Source organism: Vibrio sp. 10N.261.52.C2 (genome assembly GCF_041471425.1).
Classification (GTDB): domain Bacteria; phylum Pseudomonadota; class Gammaproteobacteria; order Enterobacterales; family Vibrionaceae; genus Vibrio; species Vibrio crassostreae_C.
This window is the reverse complement of record NZ_JBFROH010000022.1, coordinates 26,023-52,278: the sequence shown is the minus strand read 5'-3', so window position 1 is coordinate 52,278 and position 26,256 is coordinate 26,023. Positions and strand designations below refer to the sequence as shown.

Here is a 26,256-nt window from a genome sequence, read left to right as displayed (position 1 = left end):
TGATTCGGCATGAAAACGGTCGTTTGTGTATGGTTTTTGTTTGGCGACTAAACCATATCACTTACTGCCGTTTTTTTTTAGTTCCCGCTAATCCGCGTTGAACCTTTTTTATTGACGAAGTATCCTAAAACCCAAAACTTGTAGAGCGAAGCCTTAGGATTAAATAAAAGTAGTCCTATCGGTAATGAAAAAATGGCAGCTAATAATAGCTGCCATTTTAGTTGTAAATTCAACTTATTCATTATTCCTGATACTGATCGTGCGATACGTCTAGCTGGTAGAAAGTCGCTTGTGAGTAATCGTCTAGGTCGCCGCTGATGTTTTGGTTGTAAACACCGGCTTTGAAGTACATGTACTTGCCGCCTGCGTCGTAGCCGCTGTTGCTCATATCAACCACTTGTACAACATCGTCTTTGCCTTCACGCATTAAAGTAACTGTCATCGTGTTGCCTTTAACGTCAATGCGGTAGCTGAACACTTCGCCAAGTGCGATACCATCTTCACCTACTTCTGCCGTCATATCGCCCACGAGAGGGTAGAAGTCCTCTTTTGTTGCGTCTTGGCTTTCGTGTGCAAAGTAAACTGCGCCCGTAGCTTGGTTTGGCAATTTACGGTAGTACAAACGAATCGGCTCATCGTTTTGATCGTGAATCTGACCAATGATAAAGCGACCTACTTCATTCGCATTACCTGTCGTTGTTGCGTGGTCGATTTTCAACGTCGCTTCTAGAACGCCGTCGATACCAGCCGCCGACTCTAAGTCAGATTCAGGCGCGCTTGAGAATACCCAGTTGTTCTTGTTAACACCTTTAGTACTAATAGACTGATCACCACGACGCATCATTTCACGAAGCTCTGTACGCGCGTACTTAGTGTTTTTAGAGGTACGTACACCCTTCACATAAGCCTTGAATACTAGACCCCCATCGTCAGCGGTGTAGAAGATTTCAGGGTGTTGGTAACCGTTTGCAAGGTTCCACTCAGACACATCATCAGGTTTGCCATTTTTGTCATGGTCAAATGGTTGAGATAGGTACCAATGCGTCATGTCAAAGTTTTCGCTCGGTGCGTTACCAGCAACTGGTATCGCTGGTAGGCCTGTCGGAACTTGAAGTGCACTGCGAGTGTCACATTCAACGGTCGTCTCACAAGGGTAAACCGCTGCTACACCGAAGTTACCAGAGCGTAGATCTTTGCGCGCATCTTTACGTGCTTTTTCTGCCGCTTTCATTTCAGCGATAATCACGGCTTCTGCTGCTACCACGTCTGAAGTGATGATATGGCTAGCAGGACATGCGTTAATGCTACAGTTAACCGCCGCTAATCCAGTCACACTGTTCCAACCGTTTTTGGTGTTACCGTGACCAACGTATCTTACGTAGCGTGCTTGCACTGCTGGCTCAAATTGGAAACGCTCTAGGCCGATAGCTTTACCAGAACTCAGTTGGTTCTCAAGTACCGTCGTCCAGGTTTCGCCATCGACACTCACTTGAATATCAAATTTAGATTGGCGCTGATTACCTTTACTGAAAGATGCCTGAACCGCGTCAAACTCTTGTACTGAACCATAGTCTAGTGTTGCCCACTCACCGTCACCCGCTGAAGACCAACGTGTGGTTAGATCTTGGTCAATAAGACGATCTGGGCCGTTACCATCATGGCTACTAGCGGCAACTGAAACTGGCGTTAGAAGCGCTTCACCCGTTTCTTTGTTATTTGGAAAATCAGCAGTCGTCGTGCTCGTGCTCGCACAACCAACCGCAAGTAGAATAGAAGAAGCGAGTAAGGTTTTTAGAGTAATTTGTTTCATATTTAATCCATTATTATAATACAAAGACAGCGTTCGTAAGTGAAAGCTAAATCAGCAAACACGAGCTATAAGGCGGTTCCCCTCTCAGTATTTGCGATAACATGAAAATATTACGTAATCTTATAATACAAATAAAATATTTCATTGAATAAATGAGACTGGGAACACTTTCCGATTTTTCTATGCTTTAACTGGATCACACTTCCTATTGATAAAAGACAATATATAGAAATTTAGAATACAAAATAAGCTCGTCATCTACGGCTCTCCTCCACTGAATGTGCGAGCTATAAACTCAATAAGACGAGTTCCCAGCAATCAGAAAACGCCGATTTATCTCTCCCTAAAAACCGAAAAGACCACATTAATGTGATCTTTTAATTTAATGTAGGAACGGCTTAAATCTCGACTCAATCAATAGTGTGCCGCTCTAAGAGAACTAAAGCTGACATCGAACACCTCACCAGCATAGCCGCTATCAGGTTTAAATTGAGGGTAAATGCCCGCTTTGAAATAGAAAGCGATGTCTGTCGATGTCCAATCTGACGTCAACGAGGCCGTGTCCCCATCTTTATCTGTGTAATCTTGTCCCCAAGGGATTAAATGAAAAACGGTGTTGGTTCCATCTAAATCATGAGTCGCCAAGTAGATACCGTCTTGATTGGCACGAATCGTATATCGCCACTCTTCACTTGCCGAATAAGTCCCTAACTCGACACTGAACGGGTCACAATGATTACAGTCTTGGTTGTTGCGCTCAAAATCAGAGTTCAGTATCACTCTTACTGGCTTACTCTCGCCTTCCCATAACAGTTTCACCAATGCTTGATTGATCTTCCAACCATGGATTTGTCCAAGTACCACTTTTGGATCTTGATTGTTGATGTTCGGGTAATCTTCAATTCGCAAGCTTGCGGTTAACTCGTGACTGGTAGCGTTCGTTCTAGTGTCGTCCAAATACCAACTTGTATCTTCATCGCTGGTGCTACAATCCGGTTGAACACTGCTTTGATACAACTCCCTGAGCTCAGAGCGAATATAGCTAGAGTTTTGGGTAGAGGTGCCGTATCCCATATCCGCTCTAAAGTGCATTCTTCCTTCATCAGTATTGAAGTAAGAAAGATCAATATCACTGTCGTACACATCGCTGTCATTTGAAAGAAGATCTTTACTCGATTCACAACGTTCTGGTTCTAACTCAGCAGCACTGTCACCACCGCTTCCATACCAATCATTCTTACTCGGTGGAATAGTCAGCTTCCAATCATTAATGTCCCAATCGTTTGATCCATCGATTTGAGTCGTGGTGTATCTCAACGCCTGATAGTAAGCAATCGCTTCACCATTCTCAAATTGGTTATAGATACCCGCTTTGAAGTAGCTCAATAAATGCTGCCAGTAAGCGATGTCTTGATTCACTTTTACTTCATCATTCACTTTGAGCGACAGTGTGTTCTCATAAACAGAAAGATCAAATTTGGTAAAACTGTCCAATTCCGCCTCACCTAAATCGTAGCGATTGTATGACGTGGCATAACAATCCGAAGAGTCAGCAACGCTGCTACAATCAATGGCATTGTTTTTCATGACTGCCCAGTAGTGACCTGTGAGGCCATCTCGTTCTTGCTCCCAAACCACACGCAATAGCGGATGAGGGATATAACCCGTACCACTCTCATCAGTCCCCTTATTGTGTATCTGCAGCAACGTCACTTCATCATGGTCGGCAGGTGAACTCGCCATTGCATGCTCGATATCAGGTAAGCTTATTTCCGCATACAAGCTTCGTCTTACACCCGTTTCATTGATATCGAAGTTTTCTCCCTCACGAACCTCAGAACGCATCTTATAGTTCGCCATTTTAAAAATTAGGTTTTCCGTCTCTTCATCTGCGTAAAAGTAATTACTGATGTAACCATCGAAATCGCCATCTTTCACTTCAGAGGTTTTGTTGCCCTCTGTGCCGTTAGGATCCGATACCTGAAGGTCAGAACTGGAGAGGATGTTTTGATACTTAGCAATATCATAAGGCGCAACAACGCCATAAGACGTTCCTGGACTGGTGTTATCAGAAGGGTCATCGCTATCACTTGAGCTATTTGAACTGCTTCAACCGCAGCCATAGGTGAGTGAAGCGAGAGCGACGATGAGGGTTGGCTTATTCACATTTATCTCACTTATCCATAAGAGTAGAGTGATAAGATATATTTGTACTATTTTATGTCAATTATCTATTTATCATAATGTGAGATGCGACAAATGAGGTGATATGAGGTGGCGCTACCGAGGATTTAGAGACAAAAACAACGCAGAAAGGCCACTCTAAACTCGACAGGTTTGGAGTGGCTCTCAGGCTAAAAGCCACAATTAAAACATTGATTTTTAGTGTTTATTAATAGAAACGTTAGACTTTAAAGCTACTCATTAGCTCGCTAACGCTGCCATTCAGTGTTTTGATTTCAGCCGACTCTGTCAGTTGATCTTGGCTTAGCTTATTGAGTTCCTCAACGAAGCTTTCAATCTTATGCATGTTCTTAGCGATACTATGAATCAAGGCATTTTGCTCGACAGAAGAAGCAGAGATATCGTTGTTGAAACGACTCACGGTTTTCATCTGTTCCGTCAGCTTCGCTAGCATGTTTACCGCTTGCACAACTTGAGCACGAGTCATCTCACAATTGCTCTTCGTTAACTCGATCGATTTAACCAAGCCATCCGATTTAGATTGCAACCCAGATAACGCCTCTTCGATTTCAGAGGTGCTGATTTGAGTTCGGTTTGCTAGCGCACGGACTTCGTCAGCCACGACAGCAAAACCTCGACCATGCTCGCCTGCTCTCGCCGCCTCAATGGATGCATTCAGCGCAAGCAAGTTGGTTTGCTCAGCAATACCACCAATCACAGACACTATCGACTGGATGCTCTGTGTTTCATTGGCCATAGAACGAATATCATCCGACGTCGTACAAACTTGCTTCTCAAGATCACTGATGTACGTTTCGGTCACAGTGTTAATTTGCTTAGTCTCGTCACTGGACACGGCCGCATCTTGCGCTGCTTCTGCCGCAAACTGTGAGTTCTTCTCGACTTCACTTGAAGCCTCGGACAATCCATTAATCGCAGAGACCACCTGAACCGTTTCATCGGTATGAACTTTCAGTACATCGCTGGTTTCCTTGCAGCCTTCTCGAATACTTAATACCTTGGTATCAAGATCTGAGTTCTTGAATTTCACGTCTTTAACCATCTCTTGCAAGCCAATGATGAACAAGTTGATGTCTTTGGCGATGTGTCCTAGGTCGTCATTACTTTTCTCTGCGAGCCTTTGGGTCAGGTCGCCATTACCTTGAGAAAGGTCGTGAACAATCTTACGCAATGACACGATTGGGCGGTAGAAACGATTCAGGATTAAAGTCATCAATATGACCGACCCCAACACACAGGCAATAATCAGCATTCGAGCATCCGACATCACACCATTCAGCTGATCGAGCGCAAGTTCAGGATCAATACTAGAAATCATGTACCACTCTTTCTGGCTGCCAATATCGACCTTCTTAGCCATCAAGATTCGCTGATTACCATCAATCATACCTTCAATGAATTGGTCAGGTAGTTCAATAGCTTCATTGAGTTTCATTAAGGCGTCAGCAGAAGATATATTGCTCTGTGGAAGCACGTTTTCTATTGTGGATACAATTACCATCCCTCTCTCATCCACGATGATACCTTTGGCTTCGTAGATGCTATCTAGCTGTTTGAGCTGAGTTTCCAAATCATCAAATCGAATGTCTGCCATGATGACGCGATCTTGATAGGTGTAAGTCACACCAATCATAGGTACTTGAGTACTCTTGGTGAAAAACAGATCACTAAAAGATAAACCTGATTTCAATTTCGCTTGTTGATACCAAGGACGAGTCGTTGGGTTGTATTTTTCTTTGATTCCAACACCGTTTGGGAAAGACTCTGAAGGACGAGAAGTGTAAGAACGACCATCATCAAAACCCACTACAATCTTGTCAATACCACCGAGCTTAGCGGCAAAATGCATCAGCGCTTCGTTTGGTACTTGGTATGGGGATTTCATGAACTCTTGTGCAACGGAATTGACCGTATCGATGGTGCGCTGGACGGTGCTTTCAATCTGATTAATTTCTATCGTTAACGAGTGATCAATCTCGTTATAAATCGTTTGGTTTACTTGATCAGTCGCCAAGTTAAGCGTGAACCAGTTCGTAAATGCCAAGGCACTGGAACTGACGATCGCCACCATTAAAATCAATTTTCCTTTAAACCCTAGAGACAATTTTGAATTCATAAAACTCATAATCCATATCAACCTATGTCTATTATTTTTATCCGAATGAAATGGTCATTTTTTAGATATTCGAAGATACGGGAAGCAAAACTTGTTCATGCCGTTCCATCGTCACAACCATCAATTTAATTAATATTGTATGTTTAATTTACTGCACTTTCTGTGAGCAATCTTGACATATCAAAACTGGTTAAAATCACCCTGTGACATAGGTATCATTTATGAGTTTGAACTTTTAACATGATTAGAAAGGAATAATTAACCAATTAAAAATGATCAACTTTCAGATGATTACCTCACAACTTCGCCGATAATGCCTCCACTCAAATTATTCATATCACTTTCGGTCACCTGACTAGGAAAGTGAGCCTTAGGTCACATTTTCACTAACCAACCATTCACTCAAGGCATTCAATCTTAAAATTTATTTGTAATACAATAAGCCTTAAGTTATGGTGTATTTGAATCATAACTTAAGTTCTTTCTGGATGCTTTTGTTCAGTTCAAAGTGATAATTGAAGCAGCCGCTTTAAGGTCATTGAACTCGTTTAACGTAGAAACTGTCGGGGGATCTCGTTATTCGTTTTTTCACTTTCTATTGATCATTTGTTTTTCCAGACGGCTCGTCCGAACATGCCCATACAGTCACCAGCTGTGTGGGTTTTTTTTACTTTCTTTTCAGACCCGATATACGAGCGGTGTTAAGCCATCGCCAACAATCAGTTAAGTGCACTGGTTTAAGCTTGCGAGGAAAAGTGAGTGAGTTGGTGCTAGAAGGCTTTGAATTTACAAATAGATATAGATATAGATATAGATATAGAAACAAAAATAGGAATTGAGGCAGTAACAAAGTTGAACAGAGTTTTGAGTAGGTGTAGCTGAGGAAGTAGAAGTAGAAGAGTTTAACGAGGGAACAAAGGGTTGGGTATGGCAGATAAAAACGAACCTCGCTGAGGTATCGCCGCCTAAAAAGACAGGCAATACCCTAGCGAGGTCGTACGTCGATTACTTCTCTAGTTTAGCGAAGTAGTCGAAGATTACTGGTACGTCGTTGTTACCCATTCCTGCGTCAACAGCAGCTTGTAGGCTAGTTGCAGTACCTTGAGCAATTAGAGACTCAGTACCTAGCTCTTCACAAAGAGCAAGGAAGTAACCAAGATCTTTGTTAGCGTTAGCAACAGAGAAACCTAGCTTCTCTTCGCCGTCTACTGCGTAGAACTTACAGAATTGCATGAATGGTGAGTTAGATGGACCTGCAGACATGATGTCAAACAGTTGTTGGCCATCAACACCAGCGCGTTGAGCAACAGCGAAAGCTTGAGACATAGTCGCAACAGTCGTCATACCCATGAAGTTGTTTACAAGCTTAGTAACGTGACCAGAACCTAGAGCACCTAGGTGGAATACGTTTTCGCCTTGCTCTTCAAGAACAGGTTTAACTTTGTTGAAAGTTTCCATGTCGCCAGCAGCCATGATGTTCAGAAGACCATCTTTAGCGTGTGCAGGAGTACGGCCTAGAGGTGCGTCGATCATGCCCGCGCCTTTTTCAGCTAGAGCTGCGCCGATTTTCTTAGTAGAAGCAGGGATAGAAGTACCGAAGTCTACTAATACTGCGCCTTCTTTGATGCCAGCTAGAACGCCGTCTTCGCCGTAAACGATTTTTTCAACAACAGCAGAAGTTGTAAGACAAAACTGAACGATATCACTTGCAGCCGCTAGTTCTTTAGCAGAAGTGAATGCAGTTGCGTTGCCGCGATCTGTAACGCGAGCAACAGCTTCAGCGCTTAGATCCATTACGTTTACGTGGTAGCCGCGCTTTTGTAGGTTTTCAACCATGTTGCCGCCCATAAGACCTAGGCCAATGAAACCGATTACAGGTTTAGTCATGTTCAAACTCCAAATATAGTATTGTATGATTATATGGTCATTATAATAACGACGTCTTTTCCGTTACGCAATAGTTTTAGGGTAATCCTTCAATGCTTAGACGCAAGTTGTGACGGGGATTCACTTTACGAGAAAATATGGGGCACGCTTTGTACTTACAGGAACTATTTGCCAGTTTAAAAACCGTCTATTGATGAAATAACATACGTTAAATGTCATACGATTAGTAAGCACAAGCTACGCCTTTACCTATGTATAGTTCACGACTCCCCTACTCAGCCAGTGATTAGACTGTTCACGCAGAAGTAAGTCATATCAGTTTTTACGAAAAAGGGGTTGGCGCCCTATTCTTTTAACAGAGCGATACATGCGAGTCTCGTATACGACTCATGCACCTTTCATTGAACATCGTGGCTAAGTACATGCCCGATCTTTGTATGTATCAGCTTCCAGGTTCAGCCATCGAACTATTGGCTTGGCATCGAGAAGCGATTGATTTCTCGGCCAATTAGTTTCGTTTCAACCTGATGGGGTTCCCAACTTTGCCAACTTAACTGACTTATCCAACTTACTAACTAGCCAAACAAAAAAACTCCGAGCTTTCACTCGGAGTTTTTAGTATCTAGCTTCTGTTGCTTCAGCGAATTACAGTTCGATTGAAACCGTTTCACCGTCAACATTTAGCATTAGCGTGTTGCCTTCAAGCTTGTGAGACACTTCAACTTGCTCGCCTTCGTTCTTATTAGGAACAAGAAGCGTCAGGATGTTGTGCTCTTTCGATGGCTTGAATTCCACTTCAACGTGACGGTGGATTTCAAGATCTTTGAACTCGTATGGGTCAACTTCGCCAAAACCTTCAACATTCTTAACTGACGTGATGTTATCAGCAGACTCGTTGATGAAGTTTACGTCTAGGTGCGCAACTTCGCCACGGATAGTGAAAGACTTTTCTGCCACTTCGTTTGCGAAAGTTGTGTGCATTAGCCAAGTCATGTCTTTCTCTTCAGAAAGCGTTGCCTTGTCTTGCATTACGAAGACTTTACCTTGAACGAACCAAACCTTACGCTTGTAAGATTCAATTTCAGGAACGAAGTACTTGTAAGATGCCGTTGCATCACCTTCAACCATCTTCACATCAGATTCAGTGTCGAAGTCAGAGATAGTGCCGCCCGCTTCGATACAGAAGCGATCTTGGTGGTTTTCGTAGCCCGTGTTCTTGTTCTCGCCGTACTGACCTTTACCGCCAAATAGTGGAAGGTTCTTAGAGAACGTTTGACGACGCCATTTCGTGTGCATATCAACACCGAAACCACCGTAGTAGCCAGTGATTGACGCTAGCGTTTCACCGAATGCATGCAAGGTGAATGCGTTTTGGTCACCGTGAGAGTGGCTGATTGAGCCAAACGGAGAACATTTGAATACCATGTGAATATGGTTATCACGCTCAGTCATCTTGTTGTGGAATGCAGCCCAACCCGTGATTGGGAATACTTTCAACAGTGGATCATTCGATGGTGCTTTCTCTTCAGGTGCATCCCAAAGGAAGTTAAAGCGAAGATCGTCGTAACCGAAGTCCCACCAACCGAAGTTGTAGAATTTGGTGTGCGCTTCAGTATCACGGCCTTTCAGTTGGTTGTAGTACCAAACGTACTCAGGCTTCTGGTTAACACCTGCGTAGTGCTTAATGTTGTAAGCCAGTTTTAGACCTGGGAAATCACCGATTGAAGACTGGTCACAGAAGCTCGCGCGCTTAGAGTGAACAGGCATGCAGTAAAGCGGGAAATCACCTGTGTTTTCGTAGAATGTTTTGTTAAACATGTCTACGCCACAGTATGCTTTCAATAGATCGAATGCTTCGCCTAGGAATGCAGTTTGCGTGTTCCAGTAGTCAGGACCTTCAGCCCAACCGCCGTCTACACCGCCCCATGGTGGGTAGTGTACTGCGTAGTATTCTAGTGCGTATGCAATGTACTCGCCTGCTTTCGGGTGATCGTGGTAAAGCGCGATACACGTTGGGATGATAGCAGAAGAGATAGAACGAACACCGTGGCTGTTCAGTGGGTTGTTCAATAGATCAACCGTCACTTTCAGGTGGTGCATGATTTCGTCTAGACGCTCAATCAAAGCATCTTGAACTTGCTGACGTTCTTCATCTGTGAAGTAGCCGTGTAGCCAGTCGTAACCCCAAGCCATAGCCGCGATAACACGGAAAGCCGCTTCATCGTTATAGCCACGAGAAGTCACGCCTTCTGGATCGTACGTAGACAGTTTTAGAGTCCAAGCTTTTGCTTTAGCAATTAGCGCTTCGTCTTCTTTCACAACACCAGCAATTGCTAGGTTACGTGTCGCGTTTAGTGCCATTTGGCAATCAACGTACATTTGACGCCAGTAAGGACGCCATAGAGAAGCTTTGCCTACCGTGTCAGCTGGGTACGCTTGAGGCTCTTCGAAAGGAGCAGTCTCAAGGAACTTAACTGTCGAGTTATTGTAGAAATCATCAAACATGCAGTGAGCTTCATCAGCTTTCACTTTCGCTTTGAATTCTTCTAACTGATCTGCTTGAACAAGAAGACGTGGACGTGCTTCGCTCAAGTTGTCTAGGAATGATAGGTCGAAGTCACGTTTCTGTACTTCGATAGGGAGTAGGTCTACAAGATTACCTGCTGAAGTATCATTCTCCAGCTTCATCTTCCTGATTGCATCAAGAGATTTTTGGTCGCTCATTCTAACTCACTTATTTTTCAAGTTGATTGAAAGGAATTAGCAATAATATACGTCTTATTGTAGGACAATTGAATATATTTCGATTCGATTGAACCATTTTGTACAGTTTTCGTGATTTAGGTCAGATATCTTCCACCTGACAGTTTTTCCGTGTCGCAGAACAAAAAATGCGACGCCCTTTCGAGTCGTCGCATTCTATTATAAACGTTTTCTATGTATTAGCTTTCGGTTACTGCTTTCGCTTGCTTGCCGCCGTCATCGACCGCTTTAACCAGTAAGACACCAACACCACCAACAATCACACCACAAAGAATGAAGACTAGACGTCCCCACATTGGGTTAGTGAGTAGAGCCATTAGCATGATACCGACACCCGCTACCGCAATCAGTTTACCAAGCATTTCACGCTGTTTGTTATCCAGTACTTTCTGTTCTGCTGACTCCGCAACTAATGGAGTAGACAGGTTACCGAAGAACTTATCAACGTCTGCTTGACGCTTCTCAGTTAATGGCTTGTAGAACAGAGTTGATAGGATGAAGAAACCACCTGTCAGCGTAATGTGAGCAATCAGACCGATAGCAACCTTAACATCAGACCATTCACGGCTTGTTAGCTCTTCTAGACCGAAGATTGAAGACACCATTTCAGCGTTAACAACGAAACCCACGTAGTAAGAAACAAAACCACCAACCACTAGCGTACCCCAACCAGCCCAGTCCGGAGTCTTCTTAATAAAGAAGCCAAGGAATGCAGGAATTGTCATTGGGAAGCCGATCAGTGCGCCTACATACATCATGGTATCGAACAGGCTCAAACCTTTAAGCGAGTTGATGAACTGTGCAATAAGGATGATAGCAATACCAAACACGGCAGAAGTAATCTTAGAAACCGTTACTAGTTCTTTTTCGCTAGCCGTACCTTTACGAACGATTGGTTCATAGAAGTTCTTAACAAAGATACCCGAGTTACGGTTTAGACCAGAATCCATTGAAGACATTGTCGCTGCAAACATCGCCGCAACTAGAAGGCCAACCATACCTGCTGGCATGTACTCTTGTACGAAGTATAGGTAGGCAAAGTCACCCGCTTTCTTACCTGCTTCTGGGTAAGCTGCTGCTAGGTCGACACCTTGACCTGCAATGTACCAAGAAGGCATGAACCAGATAAATACACCACAAAGCATTAGCACACACGCTAGTAGCGCCGCTTTCTTCGCGTTCTTTGAGTCTTTAGCCGCTAGGTAACGGTAAGAGTTAAGCATGTTGTTAGTAATAGAGAACTGCTTCACGAAGATGAAGAATGCCCAAATGCTGAAGATGCTTAAGTAGTTAATGTTGTTACCAGAAAGGAAAGAACCGCCTTCCGCTACAGGGAAGTTATTCACGATTTCACCAACACCGCCACCTTGAACAACAGCAACAACAGCACATGTCACGGTTACTGCCATGATGATAACCATCTGCATAAAGTCAGATGCAATTACCGCCCATGAACCACCCGTTACAGACATTGCCAATACAACCAAACCGGTAATCCAGATAGTTGCTGTCATGTCGAAACCGAAGATACCAGAAGCGATGATTGCTAGTGCGTTTAACCATACACCGGCAGAAACAACACTGTTTGGCATTGAAGACCAAGTGAACACTTGTTCGTTAGTCGCACCGAAACGCATACGAATTGCTTCGATTACCGTTACTACACGTAGTTGACGGAACTTTGGAGCAAAATATGCGAAGTTCATGAAGTAACCAAATGCGTTGGCTACGAAGATGACCGCTACTGCAAAACCATCGTTATACGCTTTACCTGCCGCACCGGTGAATGTCCATGCACTAAACTGGGTCATAAAGGCGGTTGCACCAACCATCCACCACAACATGTTACCGCCCCCGCGGAAGTAGTCACTGGTGGTACTTGTAAATGTTCTAAACATCCAACCTATCGCAATCAAGAATAGGAAATAAATGCCGACAATAATCGTGTTGAGTTCCATCGTGTATCCTTTGTCCGTTGTATTTTGTTACGAGGACTATAGGAAATCTCAAACTTTATTTGTAGTACAATAATCCAAATAAGTGATGGCGATCTTATTTTGATTGATTAAGTTAATTATATATATGACATAGGATGGAATATGGCCAATCCATTAAGGAAATTACTGGTGTTTGAGATGAAAACTCAAAAAACCAAGACCAAAGAACATCACACCCATTAAAATCAAAGACTTATAAAAAGGCGAGACTTTGCACACTTATTAACAAATACAACCAAACACATATAAATATAAAATTCTCAAAAATAATAAAAGCCAAATCTGAGCTAAACCCCCCTCATTTATCACACAATAAACCAGTGTTTTTATCTATTGAGAGTGGACAATTTCATTAGAATTCAACTTAAATTAATCCATATTGAAGCGGCATATCCTGTTCAAACGATGGCGGATTAAAAATATACAAAAATGAAAAATCATGGATGACGCATAATTATTTGGGGGGGAGCTCGAGTGTCTAAAACGAATATCGAGCGTAATATTATTTTTATTTTGATGGTAAAGAGAACGACCGCTAGGCGTATACAAGAAGGAACTGACTTAAGAAGGAGTTAAGCGAGGGTGAACCAAAACAGTGCCACACATGGTGCAACACGCTTTCTAAAAACAAAAAAGGCATGCACTTGGCATACCTTTTTGACTGGTTCAAATGAAGTTGAAAACCGTGTTTAGCTTGCAGTGGCTAAACGGTGGTTAGCATCTTGCAAGTGAGCCGCTGACATTGTACGAGCTTTTTCACTGTCGCCAGCCATAATCGCTTCATAGATTCTACGGTGTTCATTGATACATGTGCTGCCCTCTTCAGAAGAGTGCACGATGAAGTTAACGAACATGGTCGTCAGAATATTGCCGAATGGCAGGTAGAAATCGTTACCTGTCGCATTAAAGATCAAGCTATGGAAACGAGTATCGATGTCTGTCCAACGTTCTTGGTCAAACACTTCTGCGTCATCCACTTCAACCATCTTCTGGAAGATCTCTGAAAGCTCGATACGTTGCTCAGCAGTCGCAAATTTTGCAGCTAATGCACACGCTTCAGGTTCAATCGCACGGCGAAGGCCTAAAAACTGAGAACAGAATTGGTCTATGTCGGTTAGACCATCCATCCATTCAATCAGTTGAGGATCAAGAAAGTTCCAGTATGCGCGATCTACTACACGAGTACCGATTTTCGGGCGGGACTCTAATAAACCTTTAGAGGTCAATAACTTAACTGCTTCACGAAGTGCCGTACGGCTGATACCAAACTGTTCACACAGCGCCATTTCACCAGGAATAATAGAACCTTGTGGCAGTTCACCAGACAAGATTCCACGAGCGATTTCACGCGCTACTTGCACGTGCAGGCTGCGCTTCGAGCCCGAGATTGAATTAAAAGTGCTAACCATAAGTTCACTTATTTTATATGTTATGTTTATGTATTATTTAAGGATTACTATAACAGGATTTCAACCTAGCGCCAATTGAGTAAAATCAAAGCGGATAGTAGCTGTTAATTTATTCAATTAATCAGACACTTAGAAAGCATCTAATTTCTCTTAGCTAGAAACACTGTGTTATACCACTAACAAAACCCTCGCCGAGCATGTAGGTTCGTCATTCTCGTTTTGTCTGCTCGCTTCCAAAAACATCACTCAATTTGGCTAAAATAATGGAACCGAAAAACGGTTAGTATATTCACTACACAAGTTAACCTAGTTCAAATTAATAGGTTCAAGTCGTCTACGTACTGCAGATTCAGACATAAGCTCTGTAGCTCCCAACGCTAATTCAATTCCATCAGAACCGCACTTCGTTGACCACAGTCCCTATCCCTTCAATCGTGACACTCACTTGGTCCTTGTCGGACAAATCATAGGTTCTTCCCGGCGTTCCCATGAAAACAAGATCGCCCGGTTTGAGGGTAAAATAGTGGCTCAAGTAGCTGATGACTTTTGTAGGTTTGTGAATCATAAACGAAGTATTCTCTTGTTGAACAACCTTGCCATTTACACGCGTGGTTAATTGCACGTTGTTATAATCGATACCACGAACAATCGTATTACCAATGGGGCCAAAGCCATCTGAAGCTTTCGCTCGTAACCATTGTAAATCCGTGCCTTGCCAGCTCCTCTCTGTAATATCGTTACCCACCGTGACACCAAAGATCGCTTGCTCGGCTTCTTCTTCACTGGCTTGACTGAGCTCTTTCCCAATCACAACCACCAGCTCGCCCTCAAAATGAACATTTCTTGCTTTTGGTGGCACTTGAATCACTTCGCCTGTAAGAATCAAAGAAGAAGGAAGTTTAAGAAACATCGGCGGTGGTGCATCGGCAGGTGAGGCTAAGTGGCTAGCGAAGTTCATCCCGACGGCGAAGACTTTCTCTGGTTTTGTCGGCAGCAACACCTCAACCGACTCTAACGAGATCGAATTTTTTGCTACCGAATATTCTCCAAAGATATCGCCGATGACCGGTAACACAGCGTCATTGTCTAACTTTCCATAACTGACTTTGTCTTGGTATTGATAACGGACGAAATGCTCACTGCTCACCTCAACATTGTTATTTTCTGCCGCCAATGCGACGCCAGACATCGTAACTATTGCCAATAACCACTTCATCCTTGAATCCCTTCATTTTTAAATCCTAAATTATACTTTAGCCCACTCTGTAGGATTCGAAGGAAAAGGGAAGCTCTGTAGCCCTCTCTCTTCCCTCCCCCTTATAAAAGCAGCATACATAAAAAAACCGAGCAACTCGCAGTGAGTTACTCGGTTTGACTTATTCCCGATGTATTCAGTCGTTGTTGGTATCAACGAACGATTTTGCAATCACGACTGAATTCAATGTGATGCTTCGTTCCCGCAAAGCACCACATCAACACAAGCCATCGTTAAATAACTTGCATGTGATACCAATCGTAGCAAATAACTGATCACCCTAGCTTGTTAAAAAGCTCGATAACTTCGTTAGAATTTTTGATTGTAGAATAACTACTTATCGAAAAATTCTGCCTTGTTCTCAAGCTTTTTTCCTGCGCTATTTCTGCTCACTTACTTACTGTGATTAGTATTAATCATTTACAGTTGAGCAAATGATCCTTCCCACGAGTATGTCTCACCCGCAAACTCAACAGTGTGAGTTGCTTGCTGCGTGTCTTCAGCTTGGTTTGAGATACCGTAGTGGTAAGTGTTACCAGAAGTAGTCTGAATGCGAACAACAGTCCCGACACTGTTATGGCCCACAACAGATACTGATTTAACTAGACCACGAGCGCCTACAGAGGCTTCGATAGACTCGTTAAAGTAACCATGCGTTTCTAGTACAGAAGCAAACACGTGGTTTTGACCAGACTGACGTAAGATGAACGCAGGCTCACTCTTAAGGTTGAAGTCTGGATCGTTAGCACCAGTGCGAGCAAAAATCACTTCGCTGCCCGCATTCGCGCTAGTTACTAGGCTGTAGTAGCTGCTGTCATGTAGCCAGCTTACTAAAGAACCTTCTTCGTTTACTTTGCCTGAAGCCACGTTCCATAGATGTTGGTAACCGTTGTCTTCACCTAGCGGCTTAAGCGTTTTTTCCATGTTGTAATCAAAGTCAGTACGGATGATCTGGCCAGAGTGGTGAACTGGTAGGTCGTACTGGTGCTCAGCGTCAGCTTCGATGCGGTACACATCAATCACTAGCGGTTTTTCGAACTCAGGAAGTTCAGCAAGAATCACGCTGCGTTGCATGTCTACGCCAGTGTAGTACTCAGAAATAGTGCCGCTCATGCCTTGTAGAGACTGGTCGTATGCTACGAAGAAGTGCTTCTGACCAAACTTAGACTCAGCCAATGCTGTGTTGAAGTTGTTCTGCGTTTTCTGATCAACCGTTACTGTGTTGTGAGCAACCGTCTGCTTACAGTAAGACTTGTTCTCTGGAATGTAACGACCGCCAAACTTAGGCTCAACGTTTACCCATCGACCGAAGCCGTAATCGTGCAACACTTCGTGGCCACGGTTGAATACGCTTAGGTGCAAGCCATCATAGTGACCGTGGTCTAGCGCAGAGTGGTACTGGTGATCGCTGCCGTGTTGACCAAACCAGATCAACGCCATGGTATCGTCGTCTTGCTCATCACGGTGACGAAGAATGCTAACGCCGCCTTTCTCACCTTCAGGGCCGTCGGTAACGAACAGGCTACCCCAGTTGAATGGTTTGATTTCATCAGCTGCTTTAACAGCATCAGACAATGTTTTACCTGAAGCATGAACCCAAACGTTTTGTTGGTGGTTAGCCATACCAAGCAGAGTTTCAGTCTGCTCGTAACGGTGGTAACACACAGACGTTGCCATGATAACGCCTTCATCGTTGATAGAGATTGTCTTCGATGAATCGTTCAGCGCTGGCAATGTACCGTCTGGGAATGCGGTTTTGAATACAGAGTAAGACGTTGTCTTGATCACTGAATCGTTGAATTCATAGATACCAACTTCAGGCTGACGACGTTCAATCGCTTCTGCGAACAGGTAGATTGGACGTAGAGAGAAACGGTGGTAGTAAGGACCTTCCATGTAGTAGCCGTCTGGCGAAAACAGTTGGTCAAGTTGCGCTAAGAAACCGCCGCTTACTTTGTCTAGTTTCAGGCCGTAAAGCGCTTTGTCTACAGACTCTTGATCGTTGATTGCGTAACCACAGATACCTACCGCTGCCACAGCCCATAAGCCGTGGTTGTGTACGATATCGAAGTCGTGTGCGTAAGTCACAACGAACATTTCGATCATTTGCTTAAGAAGATCGTCTTCGATCAGACGCTTTTGCTCTTCAGAGATCGTGTGGTAAATACAGCTGTACGCACAAGAAGCGTAAAGCATCCACATGTTCTCGTTCAACGTTTGGTGGAACAACTTACCCGGAGGGTTAGAGTCACGGCTTACGTTGCTTTCAAGCGTTGGGTATACCGTCGCGTACGCAGTTAACATATCAACGATGTAGTCACGGTATTTTGTTTCCTCAGTGATAAGGAACAAACGGCCGGCTAGATCCATGTGGATGTAGTTTTGCTTGTGACGGTTATGTTCGTAACCGCCGCCTTCACCGTGACCTGGAACTTCAATGCCAACTTCAACCATGTAAGCGTCAGTTTGTTTAATGTCACGAGTCAGTGCGTTACCTAAAAGGCTATCCTTGCCAAGTTCTTTACGAAGCTCTGCTGCTTCATCAAAGTTAAGTAAAAGTGGTTGATAGCTCATTATTATTTCCCCTGCTCTGCTAATTCTGGGTTTAAAGTTGTTTCTACTGAGTAGAAGCCTGTCCAGCTGTATACTTTGCCGTTCAGCTCTACTTTGTGTTCAGTGCTGTCAGTCGCGCCAAGTTGGTTGCTGATCATCACTGTCACGTTTGATTTCTCTGTGGTGATCTCAACTACCGAACCGATATTGGTGTGAGCCACTACTTTGATGTCTTTCACAACACCACGTGCATTAACTGATTGCTCGAATTCTTCGTTGAAGTAACCGTGCGTTTCAACAACAGAAGCAAACAATGTTGTTTCGCCTTTGCTTCGTAGAATGAACGCAGGCTCTGAACGTAGGTTGAAGCTTGGGTCGTTAGCGCCAGTGCGAGTAAAGATAACTTCAGCATTGTCGTTAGACGTTGCACCTAGCCACGTGTAGTAAGTGTTGTTCTGTAGCCAGCTTACCTGTGCTGTGCCCTTCACTTCACCGCTTGCCACGTTCCATAGGTGTTGGTAACCGAAGTCTTCACCTAGAGTGTTCAGCTCTTTGTTTGCTTGGTATTCAAAGTTAGTGCGAACAATCTGACCTTGATATTGGTGTGAGTAGTCGTATTGATGCTCGCCTTCGCCGCCTTTCTCAGAATCTAAACGGTAAAGATCTAGTAGTAGCGGAGATTCTAATTCTTCAAGGTTTAGCATGAACACGCTGCGTTGCATGTCAAAACCTTCGTAATGATCGTTAGCAAATGCGCTCATGCCGTTGATTTGCTCGTCTTCTACTTTGAAGAAGTGTGGTAAGCCGTGTACTGCATCTGCACGTTCAACGTCAAAGTTGTTCTGACATTTTTCATCAATCGTTACTGCGTTATGTGCAATTGTTTGACGAGCGTAAGATTTGTTTTCGTCTAGGTAACGGCCGCCGAATTTAGGCTCAACGTTCACCCAACGACAGAAGCCGTATTCACGCAGTACTTCTTGACCACGGTTGAAGAAAGAAATACCCAGCGTATCAAAGTTGCCGTGACCCATGCCGTGTTGACCGTAGTTCATAACAAGTTGAGAAACGTCGCCTTTCTTATCCTGCATACGGATAAAGCCTTGCGCGCCGTTGTGACCTTGAGGGCCTTCGTTCAATTCAACACTTGGCCAGAAAGGCATGCCGATTTCTTTCTCAGCAGACGCTGCTTCGTAGGCTTTAGATAGCTCAAGACCACATGGATGCATCCAAACTGCGTCTTGAATCTTCGCCATACCAAGAATGTTTTGGTCTACGCCGTTTTCAGAAGAGTAATGCTTGCTGTAAACACTTACTGCAACCTGAACACCCATGTCTGTAATACCCATAGTACGAGAAGCATCATTCAGAGCCGGGAACTCACCGTTCGGGTAAGCCGTCGCCAGCATCGCTTGTACTGTGTTACCAATCACGCCGCCTTTGTAGTTGTAGATATCCACTTCAGGCATATGACGGTGAATCACTTCAGCGAACACACACGTTGGACGAATCGCATAACGGTGGTAGTAAGGACCTTCCATGTAGTAGCCAGAAGGTGCAAACAGCTGAGAAACTTGCGCTAGGAAGCCGCCAGTGTCGTTACGGTCAATGCCGTACACCGACATTTCAAGGTATTCACGCTTGCCAAGAGCAAGACCACAAATACCGACAGCGGCTACTGCCCAAATACCGTGATTGTGAATTCGGTCGAAGTCGTGTGCGTATTTAACCGTGAACATTTCTAACATTGGTTCAAAAATGCGAGACTCAATATTGTCGCGTTGTTCTTGTGTCAGGGTTGAAGCAACACAAGAGTAAGCTAAGCTTGAGAACATTAACCAGCAGTGTTCGTTCAGGATTTGGTGGAACAAACGACCTGTAGGGTTAGTGTTTTTCTGTACGTGGTAATCAAACGTTAGGTATTTATCTGCGTACTCTTCTAGTAATTCTGTAACAAAGTCAGCGTACTTTTGCTCTTTAGTGATCAAGAACATGCGACCAGCTAGATTCATGTACGTGTAATTTTGCTTATGGCGGTTATGTTCGTAACCCCCAGCTTCACCATGACCTGGGACATCAATAGGTAAACGCATGAATGCTTCTAGATCTTTCGCGTTCGCTGCAATGGTTTTGCCCATTAAGCTAGAACGGCCCACTTCAAGATGAAGCTGCTCGATTTCTGCTTCAGTCAACAATACTGGTTTAGTCGTCATATTCTTTGTCACCCTCAATAAAGAGTTTATCTGCTTAAACTTTGATTAAATTTTCAAACTCCATATAAAGTAATACAATATGAGCTTTAATTATACCTATTCGTCGCTAAATGATGAGTAGAGTCACATAATTAGCCATAAGTCATTGATGTAGCTGGCTAATGGTAAATATTAGCCATTTATTAAGTTGTTGATTTATTTACGCTATATAAAGAATCGCTTGATCAATATCACACAAATTTAGATATATTGTATTACAATTAGGCTCATTCCCTTATGATGGATGCAAGTTAAGTAACACTTAAAAGATTTAAACAGATTAGGAGATACACAATGAACTCTTTCTTTATCCTAGATGAAAACCCATGGGAAGAACTTGGTGGCGGCATTAAGCGTAAAATCGTTGCTTACACTGACGATCTAATGGCAGTACACCTATGTTTTGATAAGGGCGCGATTGGCCACCCTCATACTCACGAAATCCATGACCAAATCGGTTACGTAGTTCGTGGTAGCTTCGAAGCTGAGATTGAAGGCGAAAAGAAAGTCCTTAAAGAAGGCGATGCTTACTTCGCTCGTAAACACATGATGCACGGTGCAGTTGCACTAGAGCAAGACAGCATCCTTCTTGATATCTTCAACCCTGCGCGTGAAGATTTCCTAAAATAATAAACAGCGCAACCTCAGTTGCTAAGGTAAGCATATGAAATCATTAAACATCGCGGTCATTGGCGAGTGCATGGTTGAGCTACAAAAGAAACAAGACGGGCTTAAGCAAAGTTTCGGTGGCGATACACTAAATACTGCACTTTACTTGTCTCGCTTAACAAAAGAGCAAGATATCAACACGAGCTACGTAACAGCGCTAGGCACTGACCCATTCAGTACCGACATGTTAGAAAAGTGGCAAGCGGAAGGTATCGACACTAGCTTAATTGCTCAGCTTGATCACAAACAACCAGGGCTTTACTACATCGAGACCGATGAAACTGGTGAACGCAGTTTCCACTACTGGCGTAATGATGCTGCAGCAAAGTTCATGTTTGACCAGGAAGACACGCCTGCTCTACTTGATAAGTTATTCTCTTTTGATGCGGTTTACCTAAGTGGTATTACGCTTGCTATCTTGACAGAGAATGGACGCACGCAGCTATTCAACTTCTTAGACAAATTTAAAGCGCAAGGCGGGCAAGTATTCTTCGACAATAACTTCCGTCCAAAACTTTGGGAAAGTCAACAAGAAGCGATTTCTTGGTACTTGAAGATGCTTAAGTACACTGACACGGCTCTACTGACGTTCGATGACGAGCAAGAGTTGTACGGCGACGAAAGCATTGAACAGTGTATTGCACGTACGTCTGAATCTGGTGTGAAAGAGATCATCATTAAACGTGGTGCTAAAGACTGCTTAGTAGTTGAAAGCCAAAGCGCTCAGTACGTTGCTCCAAACCCAGTAGACAACATTGTTGATACTACAGCGGCTGGCGACTCGTTCAGCGCGGGCTTCCTAGCTAAGCGCTTAAGCGGTGGCAATGCACGTGATGCAGCGTTAGCAGGTCATATTGTGGCAGGGACTGTGATTCAGCATCCAGGTGCTATCATTCCTCTAGAAGCGACGCCTGATCTGTCTCTATAATTACGCACTTTAACTATTAATCAAGGGTTTGCTTAGTTGAAAGCAAGCCCACATTTAACGTGAGAAAGAATTCATGACTACATTAAATGAACAACTAGCAAACCTAAAAGTAATTCCTGTAATCGCTATCAACCGTGCTGAAGACGCTATCCCTCTAGGTAAAGCACTTGTTGAAAACGGCATGCCATGTGCAGAAATCACGCTACGTACAGAATGTGCAATCGAAGCGATTCGCATCATGCGTAAAGAATTCCCAGACATGTTAATTGGTTCAGGTACTGTACTGACTAACGAGCAAGTTGACGCATCTATTGAAGCTGGCGTTGATTTCATCGTAAGCCCAGGTTTCAACCCGCGCACTGTTCAATACTGTATCGATAAAGGCGTTGCAATCGTACCGGGTGTTAACAACCCAAGCCTAGTGGAACAAGCAATGGAAATGGGCCTTCGCACGTTGAAGTTCTTCCCTGCTGAGCCTTCTGGCGGTACTGGCATGCTTAAAGCACTAACAGCGGTTTACCCTGTTAAATTTATGCCTACTGGTGGTGTAAGCTTGAAGAATGTAGATGAATACCTATCGATCCCTTCTGTACTTGCGTGTGGCGGTACTTGGATGGTTCCAACTAACCTTATCGACGAAGGTAAGTGGGAAGAACTAGGCAAGCTGGTTCGTGACGCAGTTGATCACGTTAACGCTTAATCTATTTTAGATTGAGTGATGAAGCCTCACCTCGGTGGGGCTTTTTGTTATCTGGCGTTTATTGCGCTGACTAACCGTAAAACACGCTCAATCAACATTATGTTTCCCCCACACCTTATCGCCTTTCTCTCTATGGGCTCGTCCAGCTCCGCGACTAAGACAGGCAATAACAAGTAATGTAAGCTTTCAATCGACTCCAGCACGCATCTAACGAAGCGTTACTGGTGCCCCCTATCGCCTATCCAGCTTCTTATCCAGCCCCTTACCCAGCAATGTTCCTTTTCGATACGTCATCAAGCATCTCTCATGGCATGCACTGAAGACCACAATAGACAAAGTGCACCGCAAAATGTGTCCCGTCATCGAGTTTAACGCCCACTCAGCGACAAAAAATTCCAAATACGCACCTCTATGGCACAAAAAACAAACAAATAGCATAGAAAGGCTTCATGGCCGCAGATAAACAGAAAATAGCGAAGTGAAAACAATGAGCTACACTTGAAATCTCAATACAAAAATTTTCAGTATAGGGTTCCAAATTAACGTGAATGTCGTCGCACAACACACCAATTTGTAGCACATTTGTTACGGTTATAATTAAAATCTTATAGATACGGTAAAGTAAGCGCTTTTGTTTATATTGTAATACATATAAACATTTAACCCTCAATTTATTTTAGATCTCAAACAAAATACACTCACATTTAAATTCAATTAAAACAAATACTTATACAACCACGTGTTAGAGGCCGAAAAATCAATGCGACCTAGATCATACTAAAGACATATTGTAGTACAAATAAACCTTGGAACGCGTTAATCTAAGCCCAGTTAATTATGATATTTAAAAGGCTGAAAAGATGACTATTGATACTTTTGTTGTTCTCGCCTACTTCTTCTTTTTAATCGCGATTGGTTGGATGTTCCGTAAGTTCACCACCTCTACAAGTGATTACTTCAGAGGGGGCGGCAAAATGTTGTGGTGGATGGTTGGTGCAACTGCCTTCATGACACAGTTTTCAGCATGGACGTTTACAGGTGCCGCAGGACGCGCGTTCAATGACGGTTTCGTTATTGTAATCCTATTCTTAGCCAATGCTTTTGGCTACTTCATGAACTATATGTACTTCGCTCCAAAGTTCCGCCAACTTCGTGTGGTAACGGCGATCGAAGCTATTCGTCAGCGCTTTGGTAAAACGTCTGAACAGTTCTTCACATGGGCAGGTATGCCGGATAGCCTTATCTCTGCAGGTATCTGGTTAAACGGTCTAGCTATCTTTGTAGCAGCGGTATTCAATATCCCAATGGAAGCTACCATTGTGGTAACGGGTATGGTTCTAGTATTGATGGCAGTAACGGGCGGCTCTTGGGCGGTTGTTGCTTCTGACTTCATGCAAATGCTTGTAATCATGGCCGTGACAATCACTTGTGCGGTAGCAGCTTACTTCCACGGTGGCGGCTTAACTAACATTGTTGCTAACTTCGACGGCGACTTCATGTTAGGTAACAACCTAAACTACATGAGCATCTTCATCCTTTGGGTTGTATTCATCTTCGTGAAGCAGTTCGGTGTAATGAACAACAGCATCAACGCATACCGTTACCTATGTGCAAAAGACAGTGAAAACGCACGTAAAGCGGCAGGCCTAGCATGTATCCTTATGGTTGTTGGTCCACTAATTTGGTTCCTACCACCTTGGTACGTTAGTGCATTCATGCCTGAGTTCGCTGAGCAATACACATCAATGGGCGACAAAGCCGGTGATGCTGCTTACCTAGCATTCGTACAAAACGTAATGCCAGCAGGTATGGTTGGTCTTCTTATGTCAGCAATGTTCGCTGCAACGATGTCTTCTATGGATTCAGGTTTGAACCGTAACGCTGGTATCTTTGTAATGAACTTCTACAGCCCGATTCTTCGTAAAAATGCGACTCAGAAAGAGCTGGTTATTGTAAGTAAGATAACGACTATCATGATGGGTATTTTCATCATTGCGATTGGTCTATTCATTAACTCTCTGCGTCACTTAAGCTTGTTCGATATCGTAATGAACGTAGGTGCGTTGATTGGCTTCCCAATGCTTATCCCTGTCCTACTAGGTATGTGGATTCGTAAGACACCTGACTGGGCTGGTTGGTCTACTCTAGTGGTTGGTGGTTTCGTTTCTTACATCTTCGGTATCTCTCTGCAAGCAGAAGACATCGAGAACCTATTTGGTCTAGAAACAGCGCTTACAGGCCGTGAATGGAGCGACTTGAAAGTAGGTCTTAGCTTAGCTGCTCACGTAGTGTTCACAGGTGGTTACTTCATCATGACTTCTCGCTTCTACAAAGGCCTATCGCCAGAGCGTGAGAAAGAAGTTGACCAACTATTCACTAACTGGAACACGCCGCTTGTAGCGGAAGGTGAAGAGCAACAAAACCTAGATACTAAACAGCGTTCAATGCTTGGTAAGCTTATCAGCACAGCCGGTTTCGGTATCCTAGCAATGGCTCTGATTCCAAACGAACCAACAGGACGCTTATTGTTCCTACTATGTGGTTCGATGGTACTAACCGTTGGTATCCTGCTGGTTAACGCATCTAAAGCTCCGGCTAAGATGAACAACGAGTCAGTTGCCAAATAGCTAAACAGCTAAATAAGCAGCTAACAAGTTAAACCAAAATGAAGCCCATGTTATTCGATAACATGGGCTTTTTGTTTGTCTTCGGTTTATCAAAATAGAATATGAAACGCATCTCGATTAATGTGCATAAAGCGTAGAAATACCTATCTCCTGCCCTCGTTTTATCTTCTTTTCCAACCTTTCCAATGGTTTGATCTCTTTCTCTGATTGTTTCTGTTACTTTGAATGACAACACAAACACAACAGACAATTACAATGAAAAAAACATCACTATTACTTGCCTCCATTGCTCTGGCACTTTCTGGTGTCGCACAAGCTGACCAGCTAGAAGACATTCAAAAATCAGGCACTTTGCGTGTGGGCACTACTGGCGACTACAAGCCTTTCTCTTACTTCGATGGTAAAAGCTACTCTGGCTACGATATCGATGTTGCACAGCACATCGCGGAACAATTAGGCGTTGAATTGAAGATTGTTCGTACCACATGGAAAGATCTACTGACCGACCTAGACGACGATAAGTACGACATCGCGATGGGCGGCATTACGCGTAAAATGCAGCGTCAGTTAAACGCGGAACAAACTCAAGGCTACATGACCTTTGGTAAGTGTTTCTTGGTTGCGAAAGGCACCGCAGAACAGTACGACAGCATTGAGAAAGTGAACCACTCTTCTGTTCGTGTGGGCGTGAACATTGGCGGTACTAACGAGATCTTTGCCGACGCGAACTTGCAGAATGCAAGCTTCACACGCTACGAGAACAATCTCGACGTACCGAAAGCAGTAGCAGAAGGCAAAGTTGATGTGATGGTAACAGAAACGCCTGAAGGTCTATTCTATCAGGTAACTGACGAACGTCTTGAAGCGGCACGCTGCGAAACTCCATTCACCAACAGTCAGTTCGGCTATCTGATTCCTAAAGGTGAACAACGTTTGTTGAACACGGTGAACTTCATTATGGATGAGATGAAATTGAAAGGTGTTGAAGAAGAGTTCCTGATCCACAACTCCCTTAAGTAACTCTTTTCAATTTATACCGTAACAAAAAAGAGGCCAGCAATGCTGGCCTCTTTCGTTATGGTTCA

The 26,256-nt window shown here is 43.7% G+C and carries 14 protein-coding genes and 1 pseudogene; 5 read left to right on the top strand and 10 right to left on the bottom strand.

What is annotated here, in order from left to right:
- Positions 1-241: 241 nt before the first annotated feature.
- From AB4307_RS09340 to AB4307_RS09295, 10 genes and pseudogenes are all read right to left on the bottom strand, one after another.
- A complete protein-coding gene (locus AB4307_RS09340; protein WP_372125177.1) occupies positions 242-1,810 on the bottom strand; it encodes a polysaccharide lyase family 7 protein in 1,569 nt (522 codons plus the stop codon).
- A 414-nt stretch (positions 1,811-2,224) separates the two neighbouring features.
- A pseudogene (locus AB4307_RS09335) lies at positions 2,225-3,976 on the bottom strand (polysaccharide lyase family 7 protein).
- 238 nt (positions 3,977-4,214) lie between these two features.
- Positions 4,215-6,086: a methyl-accepting chemotaxis protein gene (locus AB4307_RS09330; RefSeq protein WP_372125214.1), complete on the bottom strand. Its 1,872-nt coding sequence runs from the start codon at positions 6,084-6,086 to the stop codon at positions 4,215-4,217.
- Positions 6,087-7,136: 1,050 nt separating this feature from the next.
- Complete coding sequence (locus AB4307_RS09325; protein WP_004733521.1) at positions 7,137-8,018, bottom strand: NAD(P)-dependent oxidoreductase; 882 nt, start codon at positions 8,016-8,018, stop codon at positions 7,137-7,139.
- Positions 8,019-8,663: 645 nt separating this feature from the next.
- Positions 8,664-10,742, bottom strand: coding sequence for a DUF4962 domain-containing protein (locus tag AB4307_RS09320; RefSeq protein WP_372125174.1), 2,079 nt, complete (start codon positions 10,740-10,742; stop codon positions 8,664-8,666).
- Between the two features lie 218 nt (positions 10,743-10,960).
- On the bottom strand, positions 10,961-12,739 hold the full coding sequence (locus AB4307_RS09315) for a sodium:solute symporter family transporter (protein WP_017061477.1): 1,779 nt from the start codon (positions 12,737-12,739) through the stop codon (positions 10,961-10,963).
- A 728-nt stretch (positions 12,740-13,467) separates the two neighbouring features.
- Positions 13,468-14,187, bottom strand: coding sequence for a FadR/GntR family transcriptional regulator (locus AB4307_RS09310; RefSeq protein WP_048613948.1), 720 nt, complete (start codon positions 14,185-14,187; stop codon positions 13,468-13,470).
- A gap of 391 nt (positions 14,188-14,578) precedes the next feature.
- Positions 14,579-15,376 (bottom strand): fumarylacetoacetate hydrolase family protein, encoded by a 798-nt coding sequence (locus tag AB4307_RS09305; protein ID WP_372125212.1) that lies wholly within the window; start codon positions 15,374-15,376, stop codon positions 14,579-14,581.
- A gap of 486 nt (positions 15,377-15,862) precedes the next feature.
- Positions 15,863-18,016: a heparinase II/III domain-containing protein gene (locus AB4307_RS09300; protein ID WP_372131687.1), complete on the bottom strand. Its 2,154-nt coding sequence runs from the start codon at positions 18,014-18,016 to the stop codon at positions 15,863-15,865.
- Between the two features lie 2 nt (positions 18,017-18,018).
- A complete protein-coding gene (locus tag AB4307_RS09295; RefSeq protein ID WP_050621209.1) occupies positions 18,019-20,208 on the bottom strand; it encodes a heparinase II/III domain-containing protein in 2,190 nt (729 codons plus the stop codon).
- Between the two features lie 333 nt (positions 20,209-20,541).
- Here AB4307_RS09295 and AB4307_RS09290 point away from each other — a divergent pair, with 333 nt between their 5' ends.
- The 5 genes from AB4307_RS09290 to AB4307_RS09270 all read left to right on the top strand — a co-directional run bounded on the left by AB4307_RS09290 (position 20,542) and on the right by AB4307_RS09270 (position 26,191).
- The gene (locus tag AB4307_RS09290) at positions 20,542-20,877 is read left to right on the top strand and encodes a cupin domain-containing protein (RefSeq protein ID WP_009846518.1); all 336 of its coding nucleotides are present in this window, start codon (positions 20,542-20,544) and stop codon (positions 20,875-20,877) included.
- A gap of 34 nt (positions 20,878-20,911) precedes the next feature.
- Positions 20,912-21,844 carry a 2-dehydro-3-deoxygluconokinase gene (gene kdgK / locus AB4307_RS09285; RefSeq protein ID WP_017061485.1) on the top strand — a complete coding sequence of 311 codons (933 nt, stop codon included), beginning with the start codon at positions 20,912-20,914 and terminating at the stop codon, positions 21,842-21,844.
- Between the two features lie 73 nt (positions 21,845-21,917).
- Positions 21,918-22,544, top strand: coding sequence for a bifunctional 4-hydroxy-2-oxoglutarate aldolase/2-dehydro-3-deoxy-phosphogluconate aldolase (locus AB4307_RS09280; RefSeq protein ID WP_017061486.1), 627 nt, complete (start codon positions 21,918-21,920; stop codon positions 22,542-22,544).
- A gap of 860 nt (positions 22,545-23,404) precedes the next feature.
- Positions 23,405-25,171, top strand: coding sequence for a sodium:solute symporter family protein (locus AB4307_RS09275; RefSeq protein WP_017061487.1), 1,767 nt, complete (start codon positions 23,405-23,407; stop codon positions 25,169-25,171).
- A gap of 255 nt (positions 25,172-25,426) precedes the next feature.
- Positions 25,427-26,191 carry a transporter substrate-binding domain-containing protein gene (locus AB4307_RS09270; protein WP_017061488.1) on the top strand — a complete coding sequence of 255 codons (765 nt, stop codon included), beginning with the start codon at positions 25,427-25,429 and terminating at the stop codon, positions 26,189-26,191.
- The last annotated feature ends 65 nt before the right edge of the window (positions 26,192-26,256 follow it).